23 protein-coding genes are annotated in these 20760 nt (G+C 44.1%); 16 read left to right on the top strand and 7 right to left on the bottom strand.

Translation table 11 applies throughout. The features are described 5' to 3' along the window. Positions 1-37: 37 nt before the first annotated feature. The 5 genes from ZOBGAL_RS20715 to ZOBGAL_RS20695 form a co-directional block, all read right to left on the bottom strand. Entirely contained in the window at positions 38-895 is an 858-nt protein-coding gene (locus ZOBGAL_RS20715) for a substrate-binding domain-containing protein (RefSeq protein WP_013995720.1), read from the bottom strand. 125 nt (positions 896-1020) lie between these two features. After that, positions 1021-1893: a nucleoside phosphorylase gene (locus ZOBGAL_RS20710; protein ID WP_013995719.1), complete on the bottom strand. Its 873-nt coding sequence runs from the start codon at positions 1891-1893 to the stop codon at positions 1021-1023. A 4-nt stretch (positions 1894-1897) separates the two neighbouring features. Next, positions 1898-2830, bottom strand: coding sequence for a DUF1835 domain-containing protein (locus ZOBGAL_RS20705; RefSeq protein WP_013995718.1), 933 nt, complete (start codon positions 2828-2830; stop codon positions 1898-1900). A gap of 118 nt (positions 2831-2948) precedes the next feature. Continuing rightward, positions 2949-3278, bottom strand: coding sequence for a translation initiation factor (locus ZOBGAL_RS20700; RefSeq protein WP_013995717.1), 330 nt, complete (start codon positions 3276-3278; stop codon positions 2949-2951). Positions 3279-3280: 2 nt separating this feature from the next. After that, positions 3281-4231, bottom strand: coding sequence for an isopenicillin N synthase family dioxygenase (locus ZOBGAL_RS20695; protein ID WP_013995716.1), 951 nt, complete (start codon positions 4229-4231; stop codon positions 3281-3283). 129 nt (positions 4232-4360) lie between these two features. On the opposite strand from ZOBGAL_RS20695, the gene ZOBGAL_RS20690 reads away from it, so the two are divergent. From ZOBGAL_RS20690 to ZOBGAL_RS20640, 11 genes are all read left to right on the top strand, one after another. Beyond that, positions 4361-6337, top strand: a complete 1977-nt coding sequence (locus ZOBGAL_RS20690; protein WP_013995715.1) for an alpha-ketoacid dehydrogenase subunit alpha/beta — start codon at positions 4361-4363, stop codon at positions 6335-6337. Between the two features lie 140 nt (positions 6338-6477). Next, positions 6478-6960: a lipocalin-like domain-containing protein gene (locus ZOBGAL_RS20685; protein WP_013995714.1), complete on the top strand. Its 483-nt coding sequence runs from the start codon at positions 6478-6480 to the stop codon at positions 6958-6960. Positions 6961-6970: 10 nt separating this feature from the next. Then, on the top strand, positions 6971-7666 hold the full coding sequence (locus ZOBGAL_RS20680; RefSeq protein WP_013995713.1) for an OmpA family protein: 696 nt from the start codon (positions 6971-6973) through the stop codon (positions 7664-7666). Positions 7667-7756: 90 nt separating this feature from the next. Beyond that, positions 7757-8878: an NAD(P)/FAD-dependent oxidoreductase gene (locus ZOBGAL_RS20675; RefSeq protein WP_013995712.1), complete on the top strand. Its 1122-nt coding sequence runs from the start codon at positions 7757-7759 to the stop codon at positions 8876-8878. After that, entirely contained in the window at positions 8879-9583 is a 705-nt protein-coding gene (locus ZOBGAL_RS20670; RefSeq protein ID WP_013995711.1) for a methyltransferase domain-containing protein, read from the top strand. A gap of 16 nt (positions 9584-9599) precedes the next feature. Then, positions 9600-10655, top strand: coding sequence for a type III polyketide synthase (locus ZOBGAL_RS20665; RefSeq protein ID WP_013995710.1), 1056 nt, complete (start codon positions 9600-9602; stop codon positions 10653-10655). A 33-nt stretch (positions 10656-10688) separates the two neighbouring features. After that, positions 10689-11465, top strand: coding sequence for an enoyl-ACP reductase FabI (locus ZOBGAL_RS20660; RefSeq protein ID WP_013995709.1), 777 nt, complete (start codon positions 10689-10691; stop codon positions 11463-11465). Positions 11466-11518: 53 nt separating this feature from the next. Beyond that, the gene (locus ZOBGAL_RS20655) at positions 11519-11959 is read left to right on the top strand and encodes a 3-hydroxyacyl-ACP dehydratase FabZ family protein (protein ID WP_013995708.1); all 441 of its coding nucleotides are present in this window, start codon (positions 11519-11521) and stop codon (positions 11957-11959) included. Next, positions 11952-13226: a beta-ketoacyl-[acyl-carrier-protein] synthase family protein gene (locus ZOBGAL_RS20650; RefSeq protein ID WP_013995707.1), complete on the top strand. Its 1275-nt coding sequence runs from the start codon at positions 11952-11954 to the stop codon at positions 13224-13226. The genes ZOBGAL_RS20655 and ZOBGAL_RS20650 overlap by 8 nt, the downstream gene beginning before the upstream one ends. Before the next feature lie 36 nt (positions 13227-13262). Next, a complete protein-coding gene (locus ZOBGAL_RS20645) occupies positions 13263-13517 on the top strand; it encodes a phosphopantetheine-binding protein (RefSeq protein ID WP_013995706.1) in 255 nt (84 codons plus the stop codon). Between the two features lies 1 nt (position 13518). Beyond that, positions 13519-13947 (top strand): hypothetical protein, encoded by a 429-nt coding sequence (locus tag ZOBGAL_RS20640; protein ID WP_046287628.1) that lies wholly within the window; start codon positions 13519-13521, stop codon positions 13945-13947. Positions 13948-13989: 42 nt separating this feature from the next. Here ZOBGAL_RS20640 and ZOBGAL_RS20635 read toward each other — a convergent pair whose 3' ends face one another. Beyond that, complete coding sequence (locus ZOBGAL_RS20635; RefSeq protein ID WP_013995704.1) at positions 13990-14946, bottom strand: TerC family protein; 957 nt, start codon at positions 14944-14946, stop codon at positions 13990-13992. A 118-nt stretch (positions 14947-15064) separates the two neighbouring features. Further along, positions 15065-15574 (bottom strand): YceI family protein, encoded by a 510-nt coding sequence (locus ZOBGAL_RS22945; protein ID WP_013995703.1) that lies wholly within the window; start codon positions 15572-15574, stop codon positions 15065-15067. 149 nt (positions 15575-15723) lie between these two features. Here ZOBGAL_RS22945 and ZOBGAL_RS20625 point away from each other — a divergent pair, with 149 nt between their 5' ends. The 5 genes from ZOBGAL_RS20625 (at position 15724) to ZOBGAL_RS20605 (ending at position 20737) form a co-directional block, all read left to right on the top strand. Beyond that, positions 15724-16041 (top strand): hypothetical protein, encoded by a 318-nt coding sequence (locus ZOBGAL_RS20625; protein ID WP_013995702.1) that lies wholly within the window; start codon positions 15724-15726, stop codon positions 16039-16041. Positions 16042-16487: 446 nt separating this feature from the next. Next, entirely contained in the window at positions 16488-16826 is a 339-nt protein-coding gene (locus tag ZOBGAL_RS20620; RefSeq protein ID WP_013995701.1) for a hypothetical protein, read from the top strand. Positions 16827-18100: 1274 nt separating this feature from the next. Then, on the top strand, positions 18101-18490 hold the full coding sequence (locus tag ZOBGAL_RS20615) for a hypothetical protein (RefSeq protein ID WP_013995700.1): 390 nt from the start codon (positions 18101-18103) through the stop codon (positions 18488-18490). A gap of 223 nt (positions 18491-18713) precedes the next feature. Then, positions 18714-19022 (top strand): hypothetical protein, encoded by a 309-nt coding sequence (locus ZOBGAL_RS20610; RefSeq protein ID WP_013995699.1) that lies wholly within the window; start codon positions 18714-18716, stop codon positions 19020-19022. Between the two features lie 518 nt (positions 19023-19540). After that, a complete protein-coding gene (locus ZOBGAL_RS20605) occupies positions 19541-20737 on the top strand; it encodes a GTP-binding protein (RefSeq protein WP_013995698.1) in 1197 nt (398 codons plus the stop codon). Positions 20738-20760 lie beyond the last annotated feature (23 nt).

Below are 20760 nucleotides of genomic sequence, written 5' to 3'. Positions count from 1 at the left end.
TATAAAATTAAAATACAGTCCAATTCAAATCAAGGGGTCAATTGCTAAAAGTTTGTAAAATTTCGTCCGGTTTCAACTTTTTGTCGATTAACTTTAGGTCAAATAGGGTATCTACCACCTTTTCAATGGTTTGTGGGTTTGTTTGAATCTGTCCCCAGCGGGTTATTTTTAACCATTCCTTAATATCTTCAAGTTGTTGGCCGTACCTATTGGCCAGGGTGCGGTCGATACTCGGTATCTCCTTGAACTCCAAAGTGTAGTTGTTGATAACCTCCAAAATATGGTTTAGGGTAGCTGCCTCTTCGTCTATAAATTTCTGTGTAACGGCTACCACGAAACAGGGCCATGGGGTAGGGCAGTCGCCCAGGCGTCTAAAAAGCCCTTGGTCTACTATAGGTTTGGTCGTAAAGTGTTCCCACATAAAATAGTCCGCCCGGCCTTCTGTCAGGGCGGTAACGGCCCCGTCAAGGTTGTTTATGATTTCAAAGGAGAGGGAGTCGGTCGCCCATCCTTCGTTTTTGGCATTTACAAAGGCCATTAAGTGACTTCCGCTACCCAGTCGGCTAATGGCGGCCTTGGTGTCCTTGAGGTCGGCTATGGACTTATATGGACTTTTGGCGCCTACGTGAATGCCCCATTGTAGGGGGGAGGAAATGTATTCTTGAACAATTTTAGTGGGATTCCCTTCGGTAATACTTTTTACAAGGCCTTCGGTCAAGATAATGGCCAGTTCGGTTTCCTGGTTTTGGAGCATTTGGCACATTTTACCCGTTCCTTCGGGCACATCGGTCCATTCAAGGTCTATACCTCTTTCTTCAAAAGCCCCTTCTTCCATGGCCATATGCCAGGGAAGGTTGAAATGTTCGGGAACGCCTATGATTCTCACTTTCTTCATAATTGCTATAATTCTGCTTGTAGCGGTAAAATTAAAAAAAAGTACGCCTTGGCAATACGATAAAACGAATGGATGTTACAGCGTGGTCTTTTTGGGATATGGGAAAAGTCGAACTGGATGTCCGATTAACCGGTGGTCAATTTTTCCAAGGTGTACTGGATTAGGTTTTCAACGGACTTGGTAGGCTCCGTGCTAAACGCGCCGGTTGCCCGATTGGCCAGAATGCAATTCATGGAAACGGCACGGTGTCCGAGTAATTTGGAAAGTCCGTAAATGCCCGAAGTCTCCATTTCAAGGTTGGTAATATGTATGCCCTTGTGTTCGAAAGAGTCGAGTTTGGCCTGAAGTTCCGGATCGCTCAGTTGGAGTCTTAAAACACGACTTTGTGGTCCGTAAAAGCCTATATTCGTTACGGTAGCGCCTAATCGTATACGATTTGATATAAGCTGGTCGCCAAGGTTTTTATCGTATTTTACCACATAGGGCACCGATTTGTTCGGCGACCAATCGGCATGTGTGACGAAGGCTTTTGATATATCGGTTTCCTGTATGTGTTCGCTATCGTAAAAGTGCAATAGGCCATCAAAACCTATGGCGTATTCGCTCATTAAAAAGGAATCTATGGGAATGTCGGGTCGGATAGATCCCGATGTGCCGATTCTTACGATATCCAATACCGTTTTTTCTTCTTTTGGACTTCGGGTGTCGAAATCGATATTGACAAGGGCATCGAGTTCGTTGAAGACGATGTCGATGTTATCGGTGCCTATACCTGTGGAGACTACCGAAAGGCGTTTGCCGTTCAGGGTTCCGGTATGGGTGTGGAATTCCCGTTTGCCTTTTTTTAGTTCTACGGTATCAAAAAATTTGGAAACCGCCCCTACGCGATCGGGGTCACCTACGGTAATGATGGTGTGTCCGATATCCTCGGGGCGTAAATTTAAATGATAGATGCTTTTATCCGCATTTAAGACAAGCTCAGAGGGTCTTAATTGCATGCGGTTAGAGTTTTAAGATCCTATTGGCCTCGGTATTGTATAGAAAGTTGTACTTGAGGGCCCCGCCTAAATACACGTCGTTATCTTGGATGCACGAGTAGTAGCTGGTCTTGTTTTCGAGGATTTCCTTTCCTTTTTTCGATAATCGCACCGGGTTAAAGCTAGTGAACAAGGGTTTTAAGCGCCCCAAGGCCCTATCGAACTGGTTATCGGTGAAACCTAGGAATTTTTGGTTTTCCATGATTTCGGTAACAAAGGCGCCTTTTGATTTCGGTTTCTTTTCCACTGCCAGTTGTAAAATGCTGTTTTCCATTTCGTTCAGGCCGTTTTTGATACTTGGGAAACGGTGCAGGTGCGAATGTATGGCGTCGGAAAGGTAGTTGAACTGAAACTCACCGTAATCGGTAAGGTTTTCAAGGCGGATGGGGTTGTCGCTACAATACAGTTGCCATACGTAATCGGCATACTCTATATCGTCTTGACTTAATTCTATTTTGTTTTCGTATAGTTTCAACAGCTGCTCGTCGTTCAGCTCGTTGAGGGTGTACATTTTGTTGGAGTTGTCTTCCTTTCCGCTGCAGACCAGTGAAATCTGGGCATACTTGCGGTTGATCTTTAGCCAGCTTAGTACGGCGATCATATTGATCTGACAAAAAAGGTCATACTCAAACCAAAGAACAATTTCATCTTGTTGCTTGTGATTACAGAGGGAACGATATTCCTTTAAGGTTTTCTCTATAAACCAAGATTTTGAAACTTTATAGTTCTTGTTCAAAAACTCAAAACGGGCTTTCCAGAAAGGTTCGCTTCCCACATTGGTCAGCGTTTTTCCTTCGCAGAGCATCTCACGCCATGTGATGATGTCCCCCTTAAGTTTTAATGATTTAAGTCTTTCCGTAAAGCTATCTCCGTTGGTGATGTGCAAAAGGGAACTCATTTAAGGTATAATTAGGTTCTAGTCAATAAAAGTACTATTTATTGAAAAAAAAGCAAAAATAATTAACACAATTACGGACTTGCCATATATGCCATGGCAAGGCCCGTGTTTACGGGGTTTATCCGCCAACGCGTTTGACCGAAAAACCTTTTTCTTTCAACAAAGTCATAATACGGTCCCTATAATCGCCCTGAATTATGATTTGTCCGTTTTTAAAAGAGCCCCCAACGCTGAGTTTGGTCTTAAGCTCTTTTGCCAATTTCTTAAAATCGCTTTCGGCGCCGTTATAGCCTTCTAGAATCGTGATAGGTTTCCCTTTTCGCTTTTCGTATTTGCAGATGATCGGGTCGTCTTGAAGCCAGATGTCGCTTTTTTCCGCAGCCGTCGGTTCCGGGGTTTCGGGCTCGTGGTCCGGAAATAAGTTCTTGAGTTGGTCCTGTAAATCCATGCTTAACCTTTTATAAGTCCGAGTTCGATCAAACGTTCGTGCAGGAACTCCCCGGCGGTGATATCCTCAAATTGTTTCGGGTGCGATTCGTCAATGCAGTTTTCCAAACAGTTCAAGGGCATGCCGCTTATCGGGTGCATAAAGAAAGGAATGGAATAGCGTGAAGAGCCCCAAAGTTCTTTTGGCGGGTTGATCACTTGGTGTATGGTGGACTTCAATTTGTTGTTCGTGAGGCGCGATAGCATATCGCCTACGTTGATCATGAGCTGGTCGGGCCGTGCAATGGCATCTACCCACTCGCCCTTGTGGTTCTTCACCTGGAGTCCCCTTCCCTGGGCACCCATTAATAAGGTGATAAGGTTGATGTCGCCGTGGGCGGCGGCACGTACCGCATTTTTAGGTTCGGAAGTTATGGGAGGGTAGTGGATCGGGCGGAGTATGGAATTCCCGTTTTTGATAAATTCGTCAAAGTAGTTTTCCTCCAGACCGAGGTGGAGGGCCAAGGCCCGTAGTACGTATTTAGCGGTTTTTTCCAACATCTTATAGGTTTCCTTGCCTACCTCATTGAACTTGGGCAGTTCGGCAACCTCAACATTGTCGGGGTATTCCGCTTCGAGCTTGGGGTCGTTTTCAACGTATTGGCCAAAGTGCCAAAACTCCTTAAGGTCGCCTTCTTTGCGTCCCTTGGCGTGTTCCTTGCCAAAGGAGGTGTATCCGCGTTGCCCGCCGATGCCCTCTATTTCGTACTTGTCCTTCACCTCCTGCGGAAGGTCGAAGAATTTCTTTATTTCGTCATATAGGTTCTTTACCAGGTCTTCCGATAGAAAATGACCGCTAAGGGCCACAAAGCCGATGTTCTCGAAAGCGGCGCCTATTTCTTTTATGAACTTCTCTTTTCTTTCGCTGCTATCCGAAACAAAATCCCTTAAATCTACGCTAGGTATTGCACTCATGTGATTGCTTTATAATTTTTATCAAAGTTAGTAAAATATGGCCAACTATTATATATAACAAATCGAGCGCCAGATGTGGTATTTTTGCTACATTTAGCTGCTGAAATCCAAAAAGACATCCCCTCCATTATGCATTATGCCAAGCATCAACTTACTGAAGAGACCTTGTTTAAGCTGTACAAAGACCTGTTGCGGCCGCGAATGATCGAAGAGAAAATGTTGGTCCTGTTACGACAGGGCAAGATTTCCAAATGGTTCAGCGGTATCGGTCAAGAAGCCATTTCCGTAGGGGTGGTGAACGCCTTGAACCGAGACGAGTATGTGTTGCCCATGCATAGAAACCTCGGGGTGTTTACCACTCGCGATATTCCCTTGCACCGCTTGTTTGCGCAATGGCAGGGTAAAATGAGCGGCTTTACCAAGGGGCGTGACCGGAGTTTTCACTTCGGGACCCAAGCGTACAAGATTATAGGGATGATCAGCCATCTTGGTCCGCAATTGGGCGTGGCCGATGGGATAGCCTTAGCGGCTAAGCTGCAACAAAAGAAAACCGTTACCGCGGTCTTTACCGGTGAGGGCGGTACGAGCGAGGGCGATTTTCACGAGGCCCTGAACATTGCCTCGGTATGGGACCTGCCCGTAATCTTCTGTATAGAGAACAATGGATACGGACTTTCCACCCCGACCCGTGAGCAATACAACTGCAAAAACCTAGTGGATAGGGGTGTGGGCTACGGAATGGAATCGTATACGATTAATGGCAACCACATTATAGAGGTGTATACCAAGCTAAAGGCCATCGCCGAAGATATTCGGGAAAACCCGCGCCCCGTATTGATCGAGTTCAAGACCTTTCGCATGCGTGGACACGAGGAGGCCAGTGGCACCAAATACGTGCCGGAGGAATTGATGGCGGAATGGGCAAAGAAGGATCCCATTTCAAATTACGAAGCCTTTCTTTTGGATGAGGGTATATTGACCCCCGAAAAAATTGAAGACCTACGTACCGAAATCGAAAATCAAATCAACGACCATTTAAAACTCGCCTTTGCGGAAACCGAGGTGGAATCGGAAGAAGCACAGGAACTTTCCGATGTCTATGCGCCTTTTAGGGAGAAAGCCGTCGAGTCGGGGAAGGTCGTTGAGCGGATTCGCTTGGTAGACGCCATTTCAAACGGGTTGCGACAGTCTATGGAAAAACACTCCAATCTGGTCATTATGGGGCAAGACGTAGCCGATTACGGAGGGGTCTTTAAGATTACCGAAGGGTTTGTGGAGGCTTTTGGGAAAGAACGCGTTCGGAATACCCCCATTTGTGAATCGGGGATTGTTTCAACGGCTATGGGACTTTCCATTAACGGCATGAAGGCCGTGGTCGAGATGCAGTTTGCCGATTTTGTAAGCAGTGGTTTTAATCCCGTGGTCAACTACTTGGCCAAATCGCATTACCGCTGGGGCGAAAAGGCCGACGTGGTCATTCGTATGCCCTGTGGGGGCGATGTGGGGGCGGGACCCTTCCATTCGCAGACGAACGAGGCCTGGTTTACCAAGACTCCGGGACTCAAAGTGGCGTATCCGGCTTTTCCCTATGACGCAAAAGGCTTGTTGGCCACCGCTGTAAACGACCCCAATCCCGTACTCTTCTTCGAACACAAGGCCTTATACCGCAGTGTATACCAAAATGTGCCGACGGATTATTATACGCTTCCCTTTGGAAAGGCGAGTGTCTTAAAGGAAGGTACGGACGTAAGCATCGTTACTTATGGTGCGGGTGTGCATTGGGCCTTGGCCACTCTGGAAAAGCAAGCCCACATCAGTGCCGATCTGATCGATCTAAGAACCTTGGCGCCCTTGGATATGGAATCGGTATACACCTCGGTAGAGAAAACCGGAAAACTTATCATTCTTCAAGAAGACAGCCTGTTCGGGGGTATAGCCAGCGATATTTCGGCCATGGTCACCGAAAACCGCTTCACCTGTTTAGATGCGCCGATCAGGCGCGTGGCGAGCTTGGAAACGCCGATTCCCTTCGCTAAAAACCTAGAGGACAATTATTTGCCGAAATCCCGGTTTGAAAAGGCGCTACAAGAACTTCTGGCGTATTGATACAAGATAAAAATCTTAGGTTTTACGGCTGTAGGAAAGCCCTTGGAACATTATTTTTGCAGTATTAATAATTGTTTAACGCTTTTAAGGCAACAAATCGATAGTCTTAAACGTATATAGGCAAACCTTAAATCAAAATTATGATCAAAAATAGTGTATTGATGCTCGCACTGGCTCTGGTAGTGGCATCATGTTCCCTATCAAAAGAAGTGCGTGAACAACGTAAGACCATCAATGGTACATGGCTTTTAGAGGATGTTGGCTATGAAGGTGATGGAGGCTCTTTTAAATCTATGCTTTTTAACGATGCCAACGGGTTTTGTTTTGAAGGCAGTAAATGGTCTTTTTTAGAAAACAATAGTACGGGGAGTTATACCATACCCACAAGCAACAGTGTCTGTCCCGGAGGTGCCCGAAACATCAGGTGGTCGGTGCTTGAAAACGAAAACGGCAACGATAAGTTGCAATTCAAGTTTATCGATGAAAAGAAAAAGGACTTATATGGGAGAACGGGGTATCGTCTAGAGATCCTATCCCTCTCGGATTCGCAAATGAGGTTGAAGTCCGACGTAAATGTCGATGGGAGTCCGGTTTCGGTTATCTATAATTTCGTAAAACAATAAGATCAGCAATATGAAAAAGCTCGTAATAAAATCAGCGTACATTATCATGGCCATGACTATGGTCGTAGGGTGTAAGACTATACAGAATGCCAATAACAAGCAAAAGGGAGCCGTAATAGGCGCCGGTAGTGGTGCCGCCATCGGTGGAATTATCGGAAACAACGTCGGGGACGGAAACAACACCGTATTGGGCGCAATTCTTGGTGCTGCCATAGGTGGGGTTGCCGGCGGTTATATCGGTGATCGAATGGACCGTCAGGCGGAACGTATCGAGGAAGAGATTCCCGGGGCGGAAGTAAGCCGTGTCGGTGAAGGGATCAACGTAACCTTTAACGAAGATGCCGGGGTTTATTTCGAAACCAATAAATCTGCCGTACAAGGTACTTCAAGAACGACTTTGAACAGTATGGCCAAAATCTTGAAGGAATATCCTAAATCAAATGTATTGATCGAAGGGCATACCGATAGTGCGGGACCCGAAGATTACAATATGAACCTATCGAAACAAAGGGCTACCTCGGTAACCAATTACTTGATTTCACAAGGTATCGATAGGAGTCGCCTCGAAACCAAATGGTATGGTGAGACCCAACCGGTAGCGGATAACGATACCAAGGAGGGAAAGGCCAAAAACCGAAGGGTAGAATTGGCTATCGTGGCCAGTGAGGCGCTGAAGCAAGAAGCAAAACAAAAGGTAAAAGGGTAACAGACTCTCTTTTAACCCATTCCATTTATAGAAAAAATACCGGCAGCTCCTGTCGGTATTTTTTTTGTTTAAAATGACTATCTTCCATTAGTGAAGCATTTTGACGTCATCATTGTTGGGGGAGGTCTGGCCGGATTAACGGCCGCCATTCATTTGGCAAAGGCGGGTCATCAGGTGGCTGTCTTTGAAAAGAAGCCCTATCCCCATCACAAGGTGTGTGGCGAATATGTCTCCAATGAAGTGCTTCCCTACCTCAGGCGCCTAGGAGTGGATCTCAACGATTTTGGTGCGGTCGCTATTGATCAACTGAAGTTTTCCACCGCCAATGGGGCGGTGTTAGAGGTCCGCTTGCCCCTGGGCGGCACCGGTATTAGTCGCTATGCCCTGGATCATTTGCTCTACCAAAGGGCGGTGGCCTGTGGTGTGTTTTTTGCTTTTGAGGCCGTGGTTTCTATTGAGTTTGAAAAATCTATATTTAAGTTAGTTACGGAAAAAGGTTCAAGTTATACATCAAATATTGTGATAGGGGCCTACGGCAAGCGGAACGTATTGGATAAGCAGCTGGACCGAAAGTTCATTCGGCAAAAATCCTCTTGGCTGGCCGTCAAGGCACATTATCAAGTTGAAGGCTTTCCGGGGAACCAAGTGGGGCTCCATAATTTTAAGGGGGGTTATGGGGGGCTCTCAAAGACGGAGTCGGGAGCGGTGAATTTTTGCTACCTCACGTCTTATGATAGTTTCCGGAAGGAAAAGGATATTGGGCAGTTCAATGCCAATGTGGTAAGTGGCAATCCGTTTTTACGCGATTTTCTCGCCGATGCCCTTCCCTTGTTCGAGCAGCCTTTGACCATTGCCCAGATTTCCTTCCATCCGAAGCAACCCGTAGAAAACCATATTTTGATGTGTGGCGATACGGCGGGCTTGATCCATCCCCTTTGTGGTAACGGCATGGCGATGGCCGTTCATAGCGCCAAAATAGCTTCGGAGCTCATCGATGCCTTTTTAAGGCAAGGCTTGCGTCGTAAAGCTATGGAGCGGGCCTATAGAACGACCTGGAACCGTACCTTTAGGAAAAGATTGTGGGCCGGTAGGCAGTTGCAGGGATTGCTCTTGCATCCTACGTTGTCGGAAAGGGCGATTGCATATATTGTAAAATGGCCTTGGCTCTTGAAACGGATGATTCGATTTACACATGGGAAACCGATACACTAGATGGCTGATTTTTTAAAAAGGAATAGGGAAACCGAGTTAATGGACGATCTGTCCCTAGACGAAACACGTCTTAATGCGGTGTTATTGGATATTGATCGGGCCAATCGCCTGTTGAACGGGAATAACTTGACCATAAAAGCCGTAGAAGCTTTAATATCGGAACATCCAAAGGAATCATATACGATTTTAGATATGGGTTGCGGCAACGGAAGTATGCTTCGTTCCGTGGTTTTATGGGCGCGAAAGCGAAAAATTTCCATAGCATGTATGGGGGTGGATTTGAACGGGAAGAGCCTAGCCCTCGCTCGGGAACAATCGCGTGATTTTCCTGAAATCATATATTTACAACAAGATATTTTGGCCTTACGACCCGATGAATTGCCTTGCGATATTTTGCTTTGTACGCTCACCATGCACCATTTTAAGGACGAAGAGATTCCCCGGTTTTTGGATCAATTTTCCAAACTGGGCCGAATCGGTTTTATTATTAACGATTTACAGCGTAGCGTTTGGGCGTATTACCTTTTTAAACTCTTTAGTACTATTTTTATACGCACGGATATTGCCAAGCAAGACGGACTCACCTCGATTAAGAGTGGGTTTGTCAAGGGGGAACTGGAGGCCTTTGCCGAAAAATTGCCCCAAATGAGGCATAGTATTGAACAAAAATGGGCTTTTAGGTACCTATGGCTGGCCCAACATTAATGACCGACTTAGATATATGAATGAAGTTCGAATAGTAAAAGCGGCCAAGCAATTGCCCGATTATAGCAAGCCTACGGAAGAAATATTGCCCCTTGTCAACCTGTGGCTTTCGGGACAAGAAGACCGTTTTAGACGTAAGGTGATAAAGATTTTTGAAGGGGCGGCCGTAGACCGACGCTACAGCATTATGGCACCCGAGGAGGTCTTTACGGCCACTTCCTTTGAGGATAAGAACACCATTTACGTACGTGAGGTAAAAAAACTGGGAAAGAAGGTTCTGGAAAAGGCTTTAAAGGCCAGCGATTGGCAGGCCGATAGTGTGGATTATATCATCACCGTGAGCTGCACGGGTATTATGATCCCTTCCTTGGACGCCTATTTGATCAACGACCTGGGCCTGCGGCAAGATGTCGTTCGGCTTCCGGTAACGGAAATGGGCTGTGCCGCCGGGGTATCGGGCCTGATCTATGCCTATAACTTTTTGAAGTCCCTTCCCGGAAAACGGGCCGCGGTCGTTGCCGTTGAGAGTCCTACCGCCACCTTTCAGTTGAACGATTTTTCCATGGCCAATATGGTAAGTGCGGCCATCTTTGGCGACGGGGCCTCTTGTGTGCTCTTGTCTTCCGAGGCCAAGGCCGAGGGGCCAAAGATCAAAGGGGGCGAAATGTACCATTTTAAGGATGCTACCCATCTCATGGGCTTCGACCTGACGAATCACGGACTCAAAATGATCCTCGATATTGCGGTGCCGGAAACCATAGCGGAGCATTTTCCTCAAATCGTCCACCCCTTTTTGGAAAAGCATGGCACCTCCATAGCTGCCGTAGACCATCTGATTTTCCATCCCGGGGGAAAGAAAATCGTTCAAACGGTGGAAGCCCTTTTTGGGTCCATGGGAAAAAATATAGACGATACCCGAGAGGTACTGCGGCTATACGGGAATATGAGCAGCGCGACCGTACTTTACGTATTGGAGCGCTTTATGGACAAGGGACTGAAACCGGGAGAACAAGGCCTTATCCTTAGTTTTGGGCCGGGATTCTCGGCACAGCGGGTCTTGTTGGAATGGTAGGGAATCACGAACATAAACGAAATAAAATTGATCATGGAACAGTGGGTGCTTATTCTTGGGGGAAGTAGTGGATTGGGATTGGCCACGGCAAAAAAAATGGCCGCCCATGGCTATTCTATCTGTATCGTACACAGGGACAGGAAGATTGATTTAGAGGAAGTTAACTCCCATTTTCAAAAAATTACTTCAACGGGGGTGAAACTCTTAAGTTTTAATGTGGACGTCGCAAATGCGGAAAGAAGAAAGGAGACGGTCGAGGAAATGAAACGGGTATTGTCCACTTCCGGAAAGATTAAGGTGATGGTGCACAGTATTGCCAAGGGAAGCTTGAAACCCATGCTTTCCGATGAAGGTCCCGGTTTGAACCGTCAGGATATCGAGATTACCTTAAACGCCATGGCCTTAAGCCTCTACGATTGGACCAAGGAGGTGTACGGTGCGGGGCTATTCGACGAAGACGCCCGTATCTTGGCCTTTACCAGTGAAGGTAGCAGCAGGGCCTGGGAGGGCTATGCAGCCGTTTCAGCGGCCAAGGCTAGCTTGGAGGCCTTGGTAAGGAACATCGCCTTGGAATACGCCCCCAAAGGCATCAAAGCGAATTGCATACAGGCCGGTACTACCGATACCAAGGCCTTTCGTATGATTCCCCATAGTGAGGTGTTGAAGGAAAATGCCGTGAAGCGCAATCCGAACGGGCGTTTGACCCTGCCGGAAGACGTCGCCAAGGTGGTCTATCTTTTAAGTACCGATGAGGCCCAATGGATTACCGGTACCGTCATCAAGGTAGATGGCGGGGAGAGTTTAAGGTAGTTTAGGGCGAAGCGTAAATAGTAAAGATCAAAACATAATAGAACCATCAAATAATGGATCATAGCCATATCATAGACCAATTGCCCTATGCGGAACCCTTTCTGTTCGTTGACGAGCTGATCGCGGTCGATGAAAACGGAGCTATGGGCAGTTATACCTTTTATGGGGATTCGTATTTCTATAAGGGGCACTTTAAGGACCTTCCCGTAACCCCGGGTGTTATCTTGACCGAATGCTGTGCGCAGATCGGCTTGGTGTGCCTGGGTGTCTTTTTATTGGGGGAGGCTTCCAAGGGAGTGGAAATCGGACTCAGCAGTAGCCAAATGGAATTTTTGCTTCCTGTCTTTCCGAATGAAAAGGTAAGCGTAAGCTCCCAAAAACTATATTTTCGGTTCAATAAACTGAAGTGTAGCGTAAAAATGTATAATTCCGAAGGGAAGCTGGTCTGTAAAGGTGAAATATCAGGAATGCTCAAAACCCATACCCATGCGTAGAAGAGTAGTGATTACGGGAATGGGCGTATGTGCACCCAACGGAATAGGCCTAGGGGATTTTGCCGAGGCCATGGCCGTCGGAAAAAGTGGTATCCGCTTTCAGCCCGGGTTGAAAGAGCTGGAATTCGGCTGTCAGATCGCGGCCCAACCGGAACTTACCGAGGAATTGCTCGCCCGATACTTTACGCCTTTACAATTACGGGGCCTGAATGCTACGGGCATTATGTACGGGGTAATCGCCGGAAGCGATGCCTGGAAAGATGCCGGCTTGGCGATAGCCGAAAAGGAAGCGCCGGATTGGGACAGTGGGGTCCTTTTCGGGTCGGGGACCTTGGGCGTGGCCAAGTTTCGGGAAGCCATTCATCAAATCGATGCAAAGAACGTACGCCGATTGGGCAGTACCAGTGTTATACAGACCATGGCCAGTGGGGTAAGCGCCTATTTGGGCGGTATTTTGGGATGCGGGAATCAGGTCACCACCAATTCCTCGGCTTGTACCACGGGAACCGAAGGCGTTCTTATGGGCTATGAACGTATCGCGCAGGGGCAGGCCGAACGTATGTTGGTCGGAAGCTGCAGTGATAGCGGTCCCTATGTCTGGGCCGGTTTTGATGCCATGCGCATCCTTCCCCGGCAGTACAATGACCGTCCGGAAGCGGCCAGTAGGCCCATGAGTGCCACCGCAGCGGGATTCGTACCGGGCAGTGGGGCAGGGGCCTTGCTCTTGGAATCCTTGGAAAGTGCCCGGGCCCGCGGTGCCCATATCTATGCCGAAATCCTGGGCGGTGCGGTAAACAGCGGTGGCCAAAGGGGAGATGGCAGTATGACCGCCCCCAATAGCGAAGCCGTACAACGCTGCATCTTACAGGCGATCGGCAATTCGGGTATCGATAGCGCCGATATCGATGCGATCAACGGACATTTGACGGCCACGGGCAAGGATGCCCTGGAAATCGCCAATTGGAGTGCCGCATTAGGGCGTTCGGGAACGGATTTCCCTTATGTCAATTCTTTCAAGGGCTATTTCGGACATTGTCTGTCGGCCGCGGGCAGTATCGAATGTGTGGCGGCCGTGCTTCAGTTTGAAAAGGAAGTGCTTTTCGGAAACCTGAATTGCGAAGACGTGCATCCTGAAATATCCAAGATTATAGACCAGAGGGCCATCCCCCAAAAAAGTAGGGCTTATAAGCCTTCAATTTTGGCAAAAGCCAGTTTTGGTTTTGGCGATGTCAATGCTTGTGTTATTTTTAAACGGTATACGGATTAAAACGAAACGTAAAGAAATAGAATCGACTTGAAAATTATGGAGGAAGAGACAAAGTACAATAAGCTAAAAGACATTATAAAGGTGTATTTGCCCGAAGATGTTTCTGTCGATGCCATTGGCTTGGAAAGTAATTTTATCAGTGAGCTCAATATCAATTCGGCCAATTTGGTAGATATTGTACTCGATGTGGAAGACGAGTTCGATATTATGTTGGAGAATGCCGACATGGACAAAATGCAAACCGTAAAGGATGCGCTCGGTATTATCGACGCCAAACTTGAAGCCAAATAACATGATAGCTGAGTTTTTGGCCTGGGCAAAACCCAAGCTTTTGGTAGATAGGCGTTTATGGGCGCTCTATTGTATCGTTTATTTCAGTTGGGGCATGGGGATGAACTGCTTTGGTACTGCGATGGAAATCGCCAAGTTTACCTATTGGTGGCAGGTAATCAGCTGTTACCTTCTATATATGGTGCCCATATCCTTGTTGCTTAGAAAGCTTCCCTTCCATACCCAGTATGCCTACGGACTGGTAGCGATGGGCTTTTTGGAATTCGGGGGCTATTGTTTTGGGACCTCCTATGCCTATCCCGATAATTTAATGGACCGATTTTTTGGTATTCGGAACTTCAGTTTGGCGATGGCCTTGTTCTTTGCGCTTTACTTTCCCTTGGGAAATTGGGGCGTAGGCAAGTTGTACGGGGCCTTGTTCAAAAACTGATGGGCCAAGCTCCCGATTTTTCCTTTATCCCGACCAATAAATCTATTCCTCATTCGCTTCTTCCTCCTTGACAGGAATAAGGAGGGAGGCCGCTATACCCGCTAACAAGGAGACGGATATCACTGCGAGGGATAACCATTCCGGAAGTTCGATTTGATGGGAGAACAGCATTTTTAGGCCTACAAAGGCCAGAATGATCACAAGGCTGTAGTTGATAAACCTGAATTTCGCCAGCATCCTAGAGATCAAGAAGTACATGGAACGCAAACCTAAGATGGCCAATATGTTGGAACTGAATACGATAAAAGGGTCTGCCGTGATGGCCAAAATGGCGGGAATACTATCCAGCGCAAATAATACATCGGTCAGTTCTATGACAACCAAGGCCACAAAAAGCGGTGTTGCCGCTTTGAGTCCCCGTTTTTTGATAAAGAAATCATGGCCGTGCATGGTAGAGGTAATGGGGTAGACCCTTCTGATCTGTTTGAATACCCAGGAATCTTTGGGATTGAAGTCCTCATCGTCCCCTTTGAGCATCTTATAGGCCGTCCACAACAAGAAGAGGCCGAAGACGTAGATGATCCATTCGAATTTGGTGATCAGGGCCACACCGAAGAAAATCATCAGGCCCCTAAAAACGATGGCCCCCAAGATTCCCCAAAAGAGGACCCGGTGCTGGTAGAGGGCCGGTATCTTAAAGGACGAAAAGATGACCGCGATCACAAAAACGTTGTCGATACTGAGCGATAGCTCTATAAGGTAGCCGGTAATATATTTTAGAACGGCCTTGTTGGGCGTGAGATTTGTGGGGTTTTCGACTATGCCACTGGAAAACAGCCAATAGATGACGCCGCTGAAGGCTAGGGCTACAGAGACCCAAATGGCCGTCCATATAGCCGCTTCCTTGCTTTTTATAACGTGTTCGTGTTTGTTGAACACACCGAGGTCAAGTGCCAGAAAAAAGATGATCAGAGCAATAAAAAGGATCCAAACCCACATAATACATAATTTTTACGGCTGCGAAGATAATTCATTTTTACGGTTGTTGAAATGCGCAAAAGCGAAAGGATTTGATCCATTTCAAGGCGAGTGCCGAAATTGTGATGGACGTGTGGATTTATGGGGCCAGGTTAAGGTTGATTTGAACAAGGACCTTGTTGTCGGCCCTTTCCTTTTTTATGGCAATACCGAAATCGGAGGAAAATAGGGTAGTGCTACCCACCCATTGTGCCTCCTTTTTTATAAAGTCGATCTGGATGGTTTTGGGGACTCCCTTTAAGGTAAGCTTTCCGGTGACCGTAATGCCCTTTTCGGTTTCGCGGATCGTCTCGCTTTCAAAAGTAATTTCCGGAAATTCGTCCGCATTGAAATATTTACTTCCCTTTAGAGACCAGTCCCTTAAAAAATTACCCGTTTTTAGGGTGGCCACGCTTACCGAACCCTGGAGTTTTGATTGGGCGATATGGTCGAGATCTATGTGCGAAGTGGACTTAAAGCCTGAAATGCTGCCTTCGACATCTTTGGAAACGAAGGTAAAGCCGATATCGGCCGATACGATCTCGGTGGTCTGTGCGCTAAGGCAAAGGAGATTGGTGCAGAGAACGAAGGAGATAACAAGTGCTTTCATAAGGAAGAAAATAGCGGTATATAAAGATAAACTATTTCAATATATCGGTAAAAGGGCGGGAAATACCGCCCAATATGAATGTAAGGGGAGAAATAGGAACCCTGTCAAACAATTTACTATCTTCGTAAAAGAACCTATATGAAGCAGTTATGAAAAATCATCTTTTGCTGATTACTGCCTGTGTCTGTATGTACGCAGGGGGAGTATCGGCCCAAGAGAAGCCAGCGGAAGTTACCAAGTACACGGTAATGGAGCGCTTTGAGCCCGAATTGATACTGAGTGCCAAGGAGCGGGAGCAATTAAAGGAAGAGCGTATTGCCGAAGTAAAACGCCGCCGGGAAATTTTAGATACCCTTAGCATTTCGGAAAGAAAGAGGGAGCGATTGTTACAAGACTTGATCAAGGACCCGTTTTCGAACCGTTTGTCACGTACCATGGCAGAAATCGAGTTCGAGGACGAAGAATAAACATAACCACCTAAACAGGAGATGCCCTTAAGGAGCCCAGTGCTTTTTAGGGGTATTTTTTTTGAAATTTTCAGGAAGCACTGGAGGAAATTCTGATATTTTAGTATTGAGAAACACAGGTGTTTTTATCGATTCAGGATGATTTATGGTGCTGATTAGTAGAATTCTAGGAAAATATGCGAAAAAATCAGGGGAGCTACTGACGGTGATGTAGGTAGATTTACTGTAAGTAAATTCTTAACATAAGAGCTTATTTTTCAGTTGATTATCGGTTGATAACTTCTGTATAAAAAATGAATATTTGGCTTGGGACATAGTATAGCAAAGAATATAAATTTCATGTTAAATGTTGATTATGTGGGTGTTAAGCGTGTTTTTTTGAGGGATTTTTCTTAACTTAGTAAGGAACACGAAAGCATCTCATCAACCCTAAAAATCTTTGTACTATGACAACACTCGAGCGAAGCAGACCCAGATTAGAAGAAAATGAAAAAAATGCAATTGTTGTTAGGTTAGAACGCAATCAAAAGGATTTGATACAGTTACGTACGAAATTGAATTCCTACCGATGCGAGCCTAAAACCTACAGTTTGTACGAAAGTATAGAGAACCTACGCTCTAAAATGGATTCTTTAAGCCATACCAACCGTGAAATTATTTCCTCGTTAAAAGATACCCGTAAAGCCGTAAACGCGCACCTAGAGCGCGCTAAAAAGCAATTGGCGGAGTTTCGAAGACTTAACGAAGGTGTCGATGAATATTTGAACATTTGTTCAAGCCATTAACTATTTGCCTATTTTGCTTAAGCGTTTACGCTAGTTTGTAATGTTTGGTTGGATCTTTGGGGAAACCTGGATTTAACCAAACATTATTGTTTTATTCATATACATCTGACCGGCTTAGTCATCACAAGAAGAAGAGAGGGCTTTTTTAGCACACATCTTTTAAATTTTATGAAACATACCCGAGGTTTGAATTCTCCTGACGGTAGGGCCTCTCAAATATTCTATTTTACATAATATAAATTATAGAACAAAACTATCACATTGTAACTTATAGGGGAAATCTCGTTTGTTAGCTATAATGATATTATGTAAAATATCCCTGACGCTCAGAGAATTGATTAAAATCTACAACAGGGTCATCAACTTCTTTTAAGCGGTGTCTGCGACGCATATTTTCATTTGTTCCATAATTTGTCGTTATGTAAAATTGCCGCACAGCCAAACGCTCGATTGCTTTTTTAAAATAAACGCTAAATGGCGTTCATTTTAAAACACAATTTGCCAACGCTTGGCCAGCGCCAAAAAAAAGCTAACCTTTTAAATTCTCTTAAAATTTACGATTTATGAGAAACTCTTAGTCAATAAATTTTTCACAGCATTCTCGTCAGCTTACCGCAACAGCTAAAAATTTTGAAATCCACTTTTTAGGAGATTATGAAGCTTATCCTCAGTATAAAAAATATCCTTTACTTGAAGATGAATTCAGCTGGATCTGGTATTATGGAATGCAGCACATGGGTGATATGGCAGCAAAGGAAACGAATGGGACAATTATGAGGCTAAGTTTTATACTGTAAAACGAGATTTTAATTGGTTTTATGTAATGTTGCCAACAGTATTCATAACTTTAATAATTGGAGTATTTGTAATATTGAACCTTCGGAAATTATAACTTAAATAAGGGCTAGGTTATAATTCTAGCCCTATTTTAATTTTGTTTACAGCGCAAATTTATAGCATAATTTCTAAGCCATATACCTTACTCTCTCCTCGTATTGTCGGCTCACATAACAAGTGTTCCACTTGTAATGCATGAACAGCATCAGACTATGCAAGCTAGAGTTAAAAAAAGAAATGAGTGAAATGATAGGAACTTAACGTTATCAATCCATACTGTATACAAAATCGTCTATAAAAACCTATAGGCGATTTTTTTTGATATAAAATCTAGTTTTTGAACACCCCTGAAAACAGGGTATGTCATTTCACCTAATTACGTGTGTTTACAAAGAGACGCAATCCTCAAATTTGTAGTGTTAAAAAACATTACAATTATGAAATATCAAATTCTATTCATTGGCCTTACCTCACTTTTCATTTCTTGTAGCAATAATAAAAAAGCTGCAGAAAGACTAACACACGTTTCTAACATAAAATCAGATATTTTATTAGAAAGTACCACGAACAACACTTTAAATTTGAAGCATGAGGAGGAATTCAAAACACTTACCATTTCAGGGAAAAATCTTTTAAAGGGTACGGCAACCTTAAAAGTAACAAACAAAAACGGGGAAGAATTAAAATGCGAGACTTTCCCAGCCGTTAAACTTATACACCAAGAATATAAAACTGCCAATTCTACCTTAAAGGAAAAACATTTAAGAGATGTTGTAAAAGGGTATTTCATAGAAGAAAATTCTACAGATATGGCTAACCTCTACTAAAAAACTGTGCATTAAAAAGATACCCCCATCTAAAATTAAAATGATGGTCATATTTGAAGCGAGAACGGGCTTTACAGGCGTTAGAAAATTCATTGCGAACACCAAACAATCAATTTTAATCTATTGACAAGATTTAAAAACATGCAAAAACCTAGTAACGGGCTAAGTTTAATTTGGTTTATATTAACATGAAGTTTTGTTTATTTGATTAAGTTTGTGTTTGATGAAAAATGGTAGTTTAAAAAATAGCATCACCTTTCTCTTCCTTGCCTTGTTCATTACAGCAAAAATGGCAGGGCTTCATGTCTTTTCTCATACTGATGATGAAAATCATGGAGTAGATTGTGCTATTTGTGTCCACATCAACACAAATAATTTAACTCCGTCCATTACTCCTGACTCACAGGATTTAGTTATTGAAAATATTGAATATTTTCAGCCGGAAAAGATTACTGAAGCCTATGATTTTGTTGTTTCCTCAGTAATTTCCGCAGACCAACTCCTCTCCCGCCCTCCTCCTTCTTTATTCTAAGTATTCCTATACATTTTATTATTGAAAAAGGTTACTAAACATAACGTAGTCAACTAGTTGATCATATAGTGTTGGACAATTGAACATCCAATATTTCTTCTAGTCCTTTATGTTGAAAATTGTACGCCCCTATAAGTAAAGGTGCGAATGCTTTTATCAATTACATCTTCTCCTTGTATAGGTTTGCTCAACTCATTTGTGGGGGAAATTATCCATTGTTTATAGTTCGTGAAATAATACAGACATGACTACGTCTCAGACTATGCTACGAAAAAATTCACGACTACAAATTTGTTGATTGGGTTCATGCTCCAACCTATGGTGATGCGCTTATAAATCGAAAATCCGTTAATGATAATTAAAATTAGGACTAGAAATCCAACTGCCTATATCCCTGAATATTTGAAGTTGTATTTAATCATACAGCTTTGTAAAACTCTATTTCGATATATGGTAGCTCTAGTTTAACTGTACCTTTTAAATAAAAAACGAAACTTATTTTCTGTTTCACAAATCATATGAAAAAACTCCCAGTAACAGTATTAAGTGGTTTTCTTGGCGCGGGAAAAACCACATTGCTCAACCATATATTACACAACAAAGAAGGACTGAAAGTAGCTGTTATCGTAAATGATATGAGCGAAGTTAATATTGACGCACAGTTCATTGAAAATGAAAATACACTCTCAAGAACCGAAGAAAAATTAGTAGAAATGTCCAATGGGTGTATTTGCTGCACACTTAGAGAAGACCTTATGGTGGAAGTTGAAAAACTAGCTAGTCAAAATAGGTTTGATTACCTGCTTATAGAAAGCACAGGCATCAGTGAACCTATACCTGTTGCACAAACTTTCACTTTTGAAAGTGAAGATGGTACTATTGATTTAAGTCGATTCAGTTATATAGACGCTATGGTAACCGTTGTTGATGCTTTTAACTTTTTAAAAGACTTCTCTAGCCCAGACTATCTTACCACGAGATCTCTAACCGACATTGAGGGCGACCATAGAACTATTGTTAATTTACTCACCGATCAAATTGAATTTGCCAACGTTATTATCATCAATAAAATTGATTTGGTTACTACTGATCAGCTAGAAGAACTCACGGCCATTATTCATAAATTAAATCCTGAAGCTCGTATTATAGAAGCAACTAAATCTAAAGTTGAACTAAAAAATGTGATAAACACAAGCTTGTTCGATTATGAAAAAGCCGAAGCTGCAGCGGGATGGATACAAGAATTAGAAAATGAGCATGTACCTGAAACTGAAGAATACGGAATAAGTTCTTTTGTTTTCAGAAGTAAAAAGCCATTTCACCCAGAACGTTTTTTGAATTACCTGAACCAAAGCTTTCCTCAAAACATCATCAGAAGTAAAGGATTATTTTGGTTGGCTTCTAGATCAGACCAAGCATTATTATGGAGCTCTGCAGGAGGTTCTTACAAAGCCGATTCTGCTGGTGTTTGGTGGACATCCATGCCCTTTTCAGAACGGATAAACTATGCTTCTTTTTCTGAAAATCAAGGTCAAATTGAATCAGACTGGGATGTTCTTTATGGTGATAGAAAAATAGAACTAGTTTTTATTGGGCAGCACATAAATAAAGAAAAAATGATTTCCGAATTGGAAGACTGTATTCTCACAGAGCCAGAAATACAGGTCTGGAAAGGACAATTATTTCCACAAGAAGATCAATGGCCCATAGCGTAGTACTATTTAAGCGAAAACATTTA

Source organism: Zobellia galactanivorans, assembly GCF_000973105.1.
Classification (GTDB): Bacteria; Bacteroidota; Bacteroidia; order Flavobacteriales; family Flavobacteriaceae; genus Zobellia; species Zobellia galactanivorans.
This window is presented reverse-complemented; position numbering and strand designations above follow the sequence as displayed.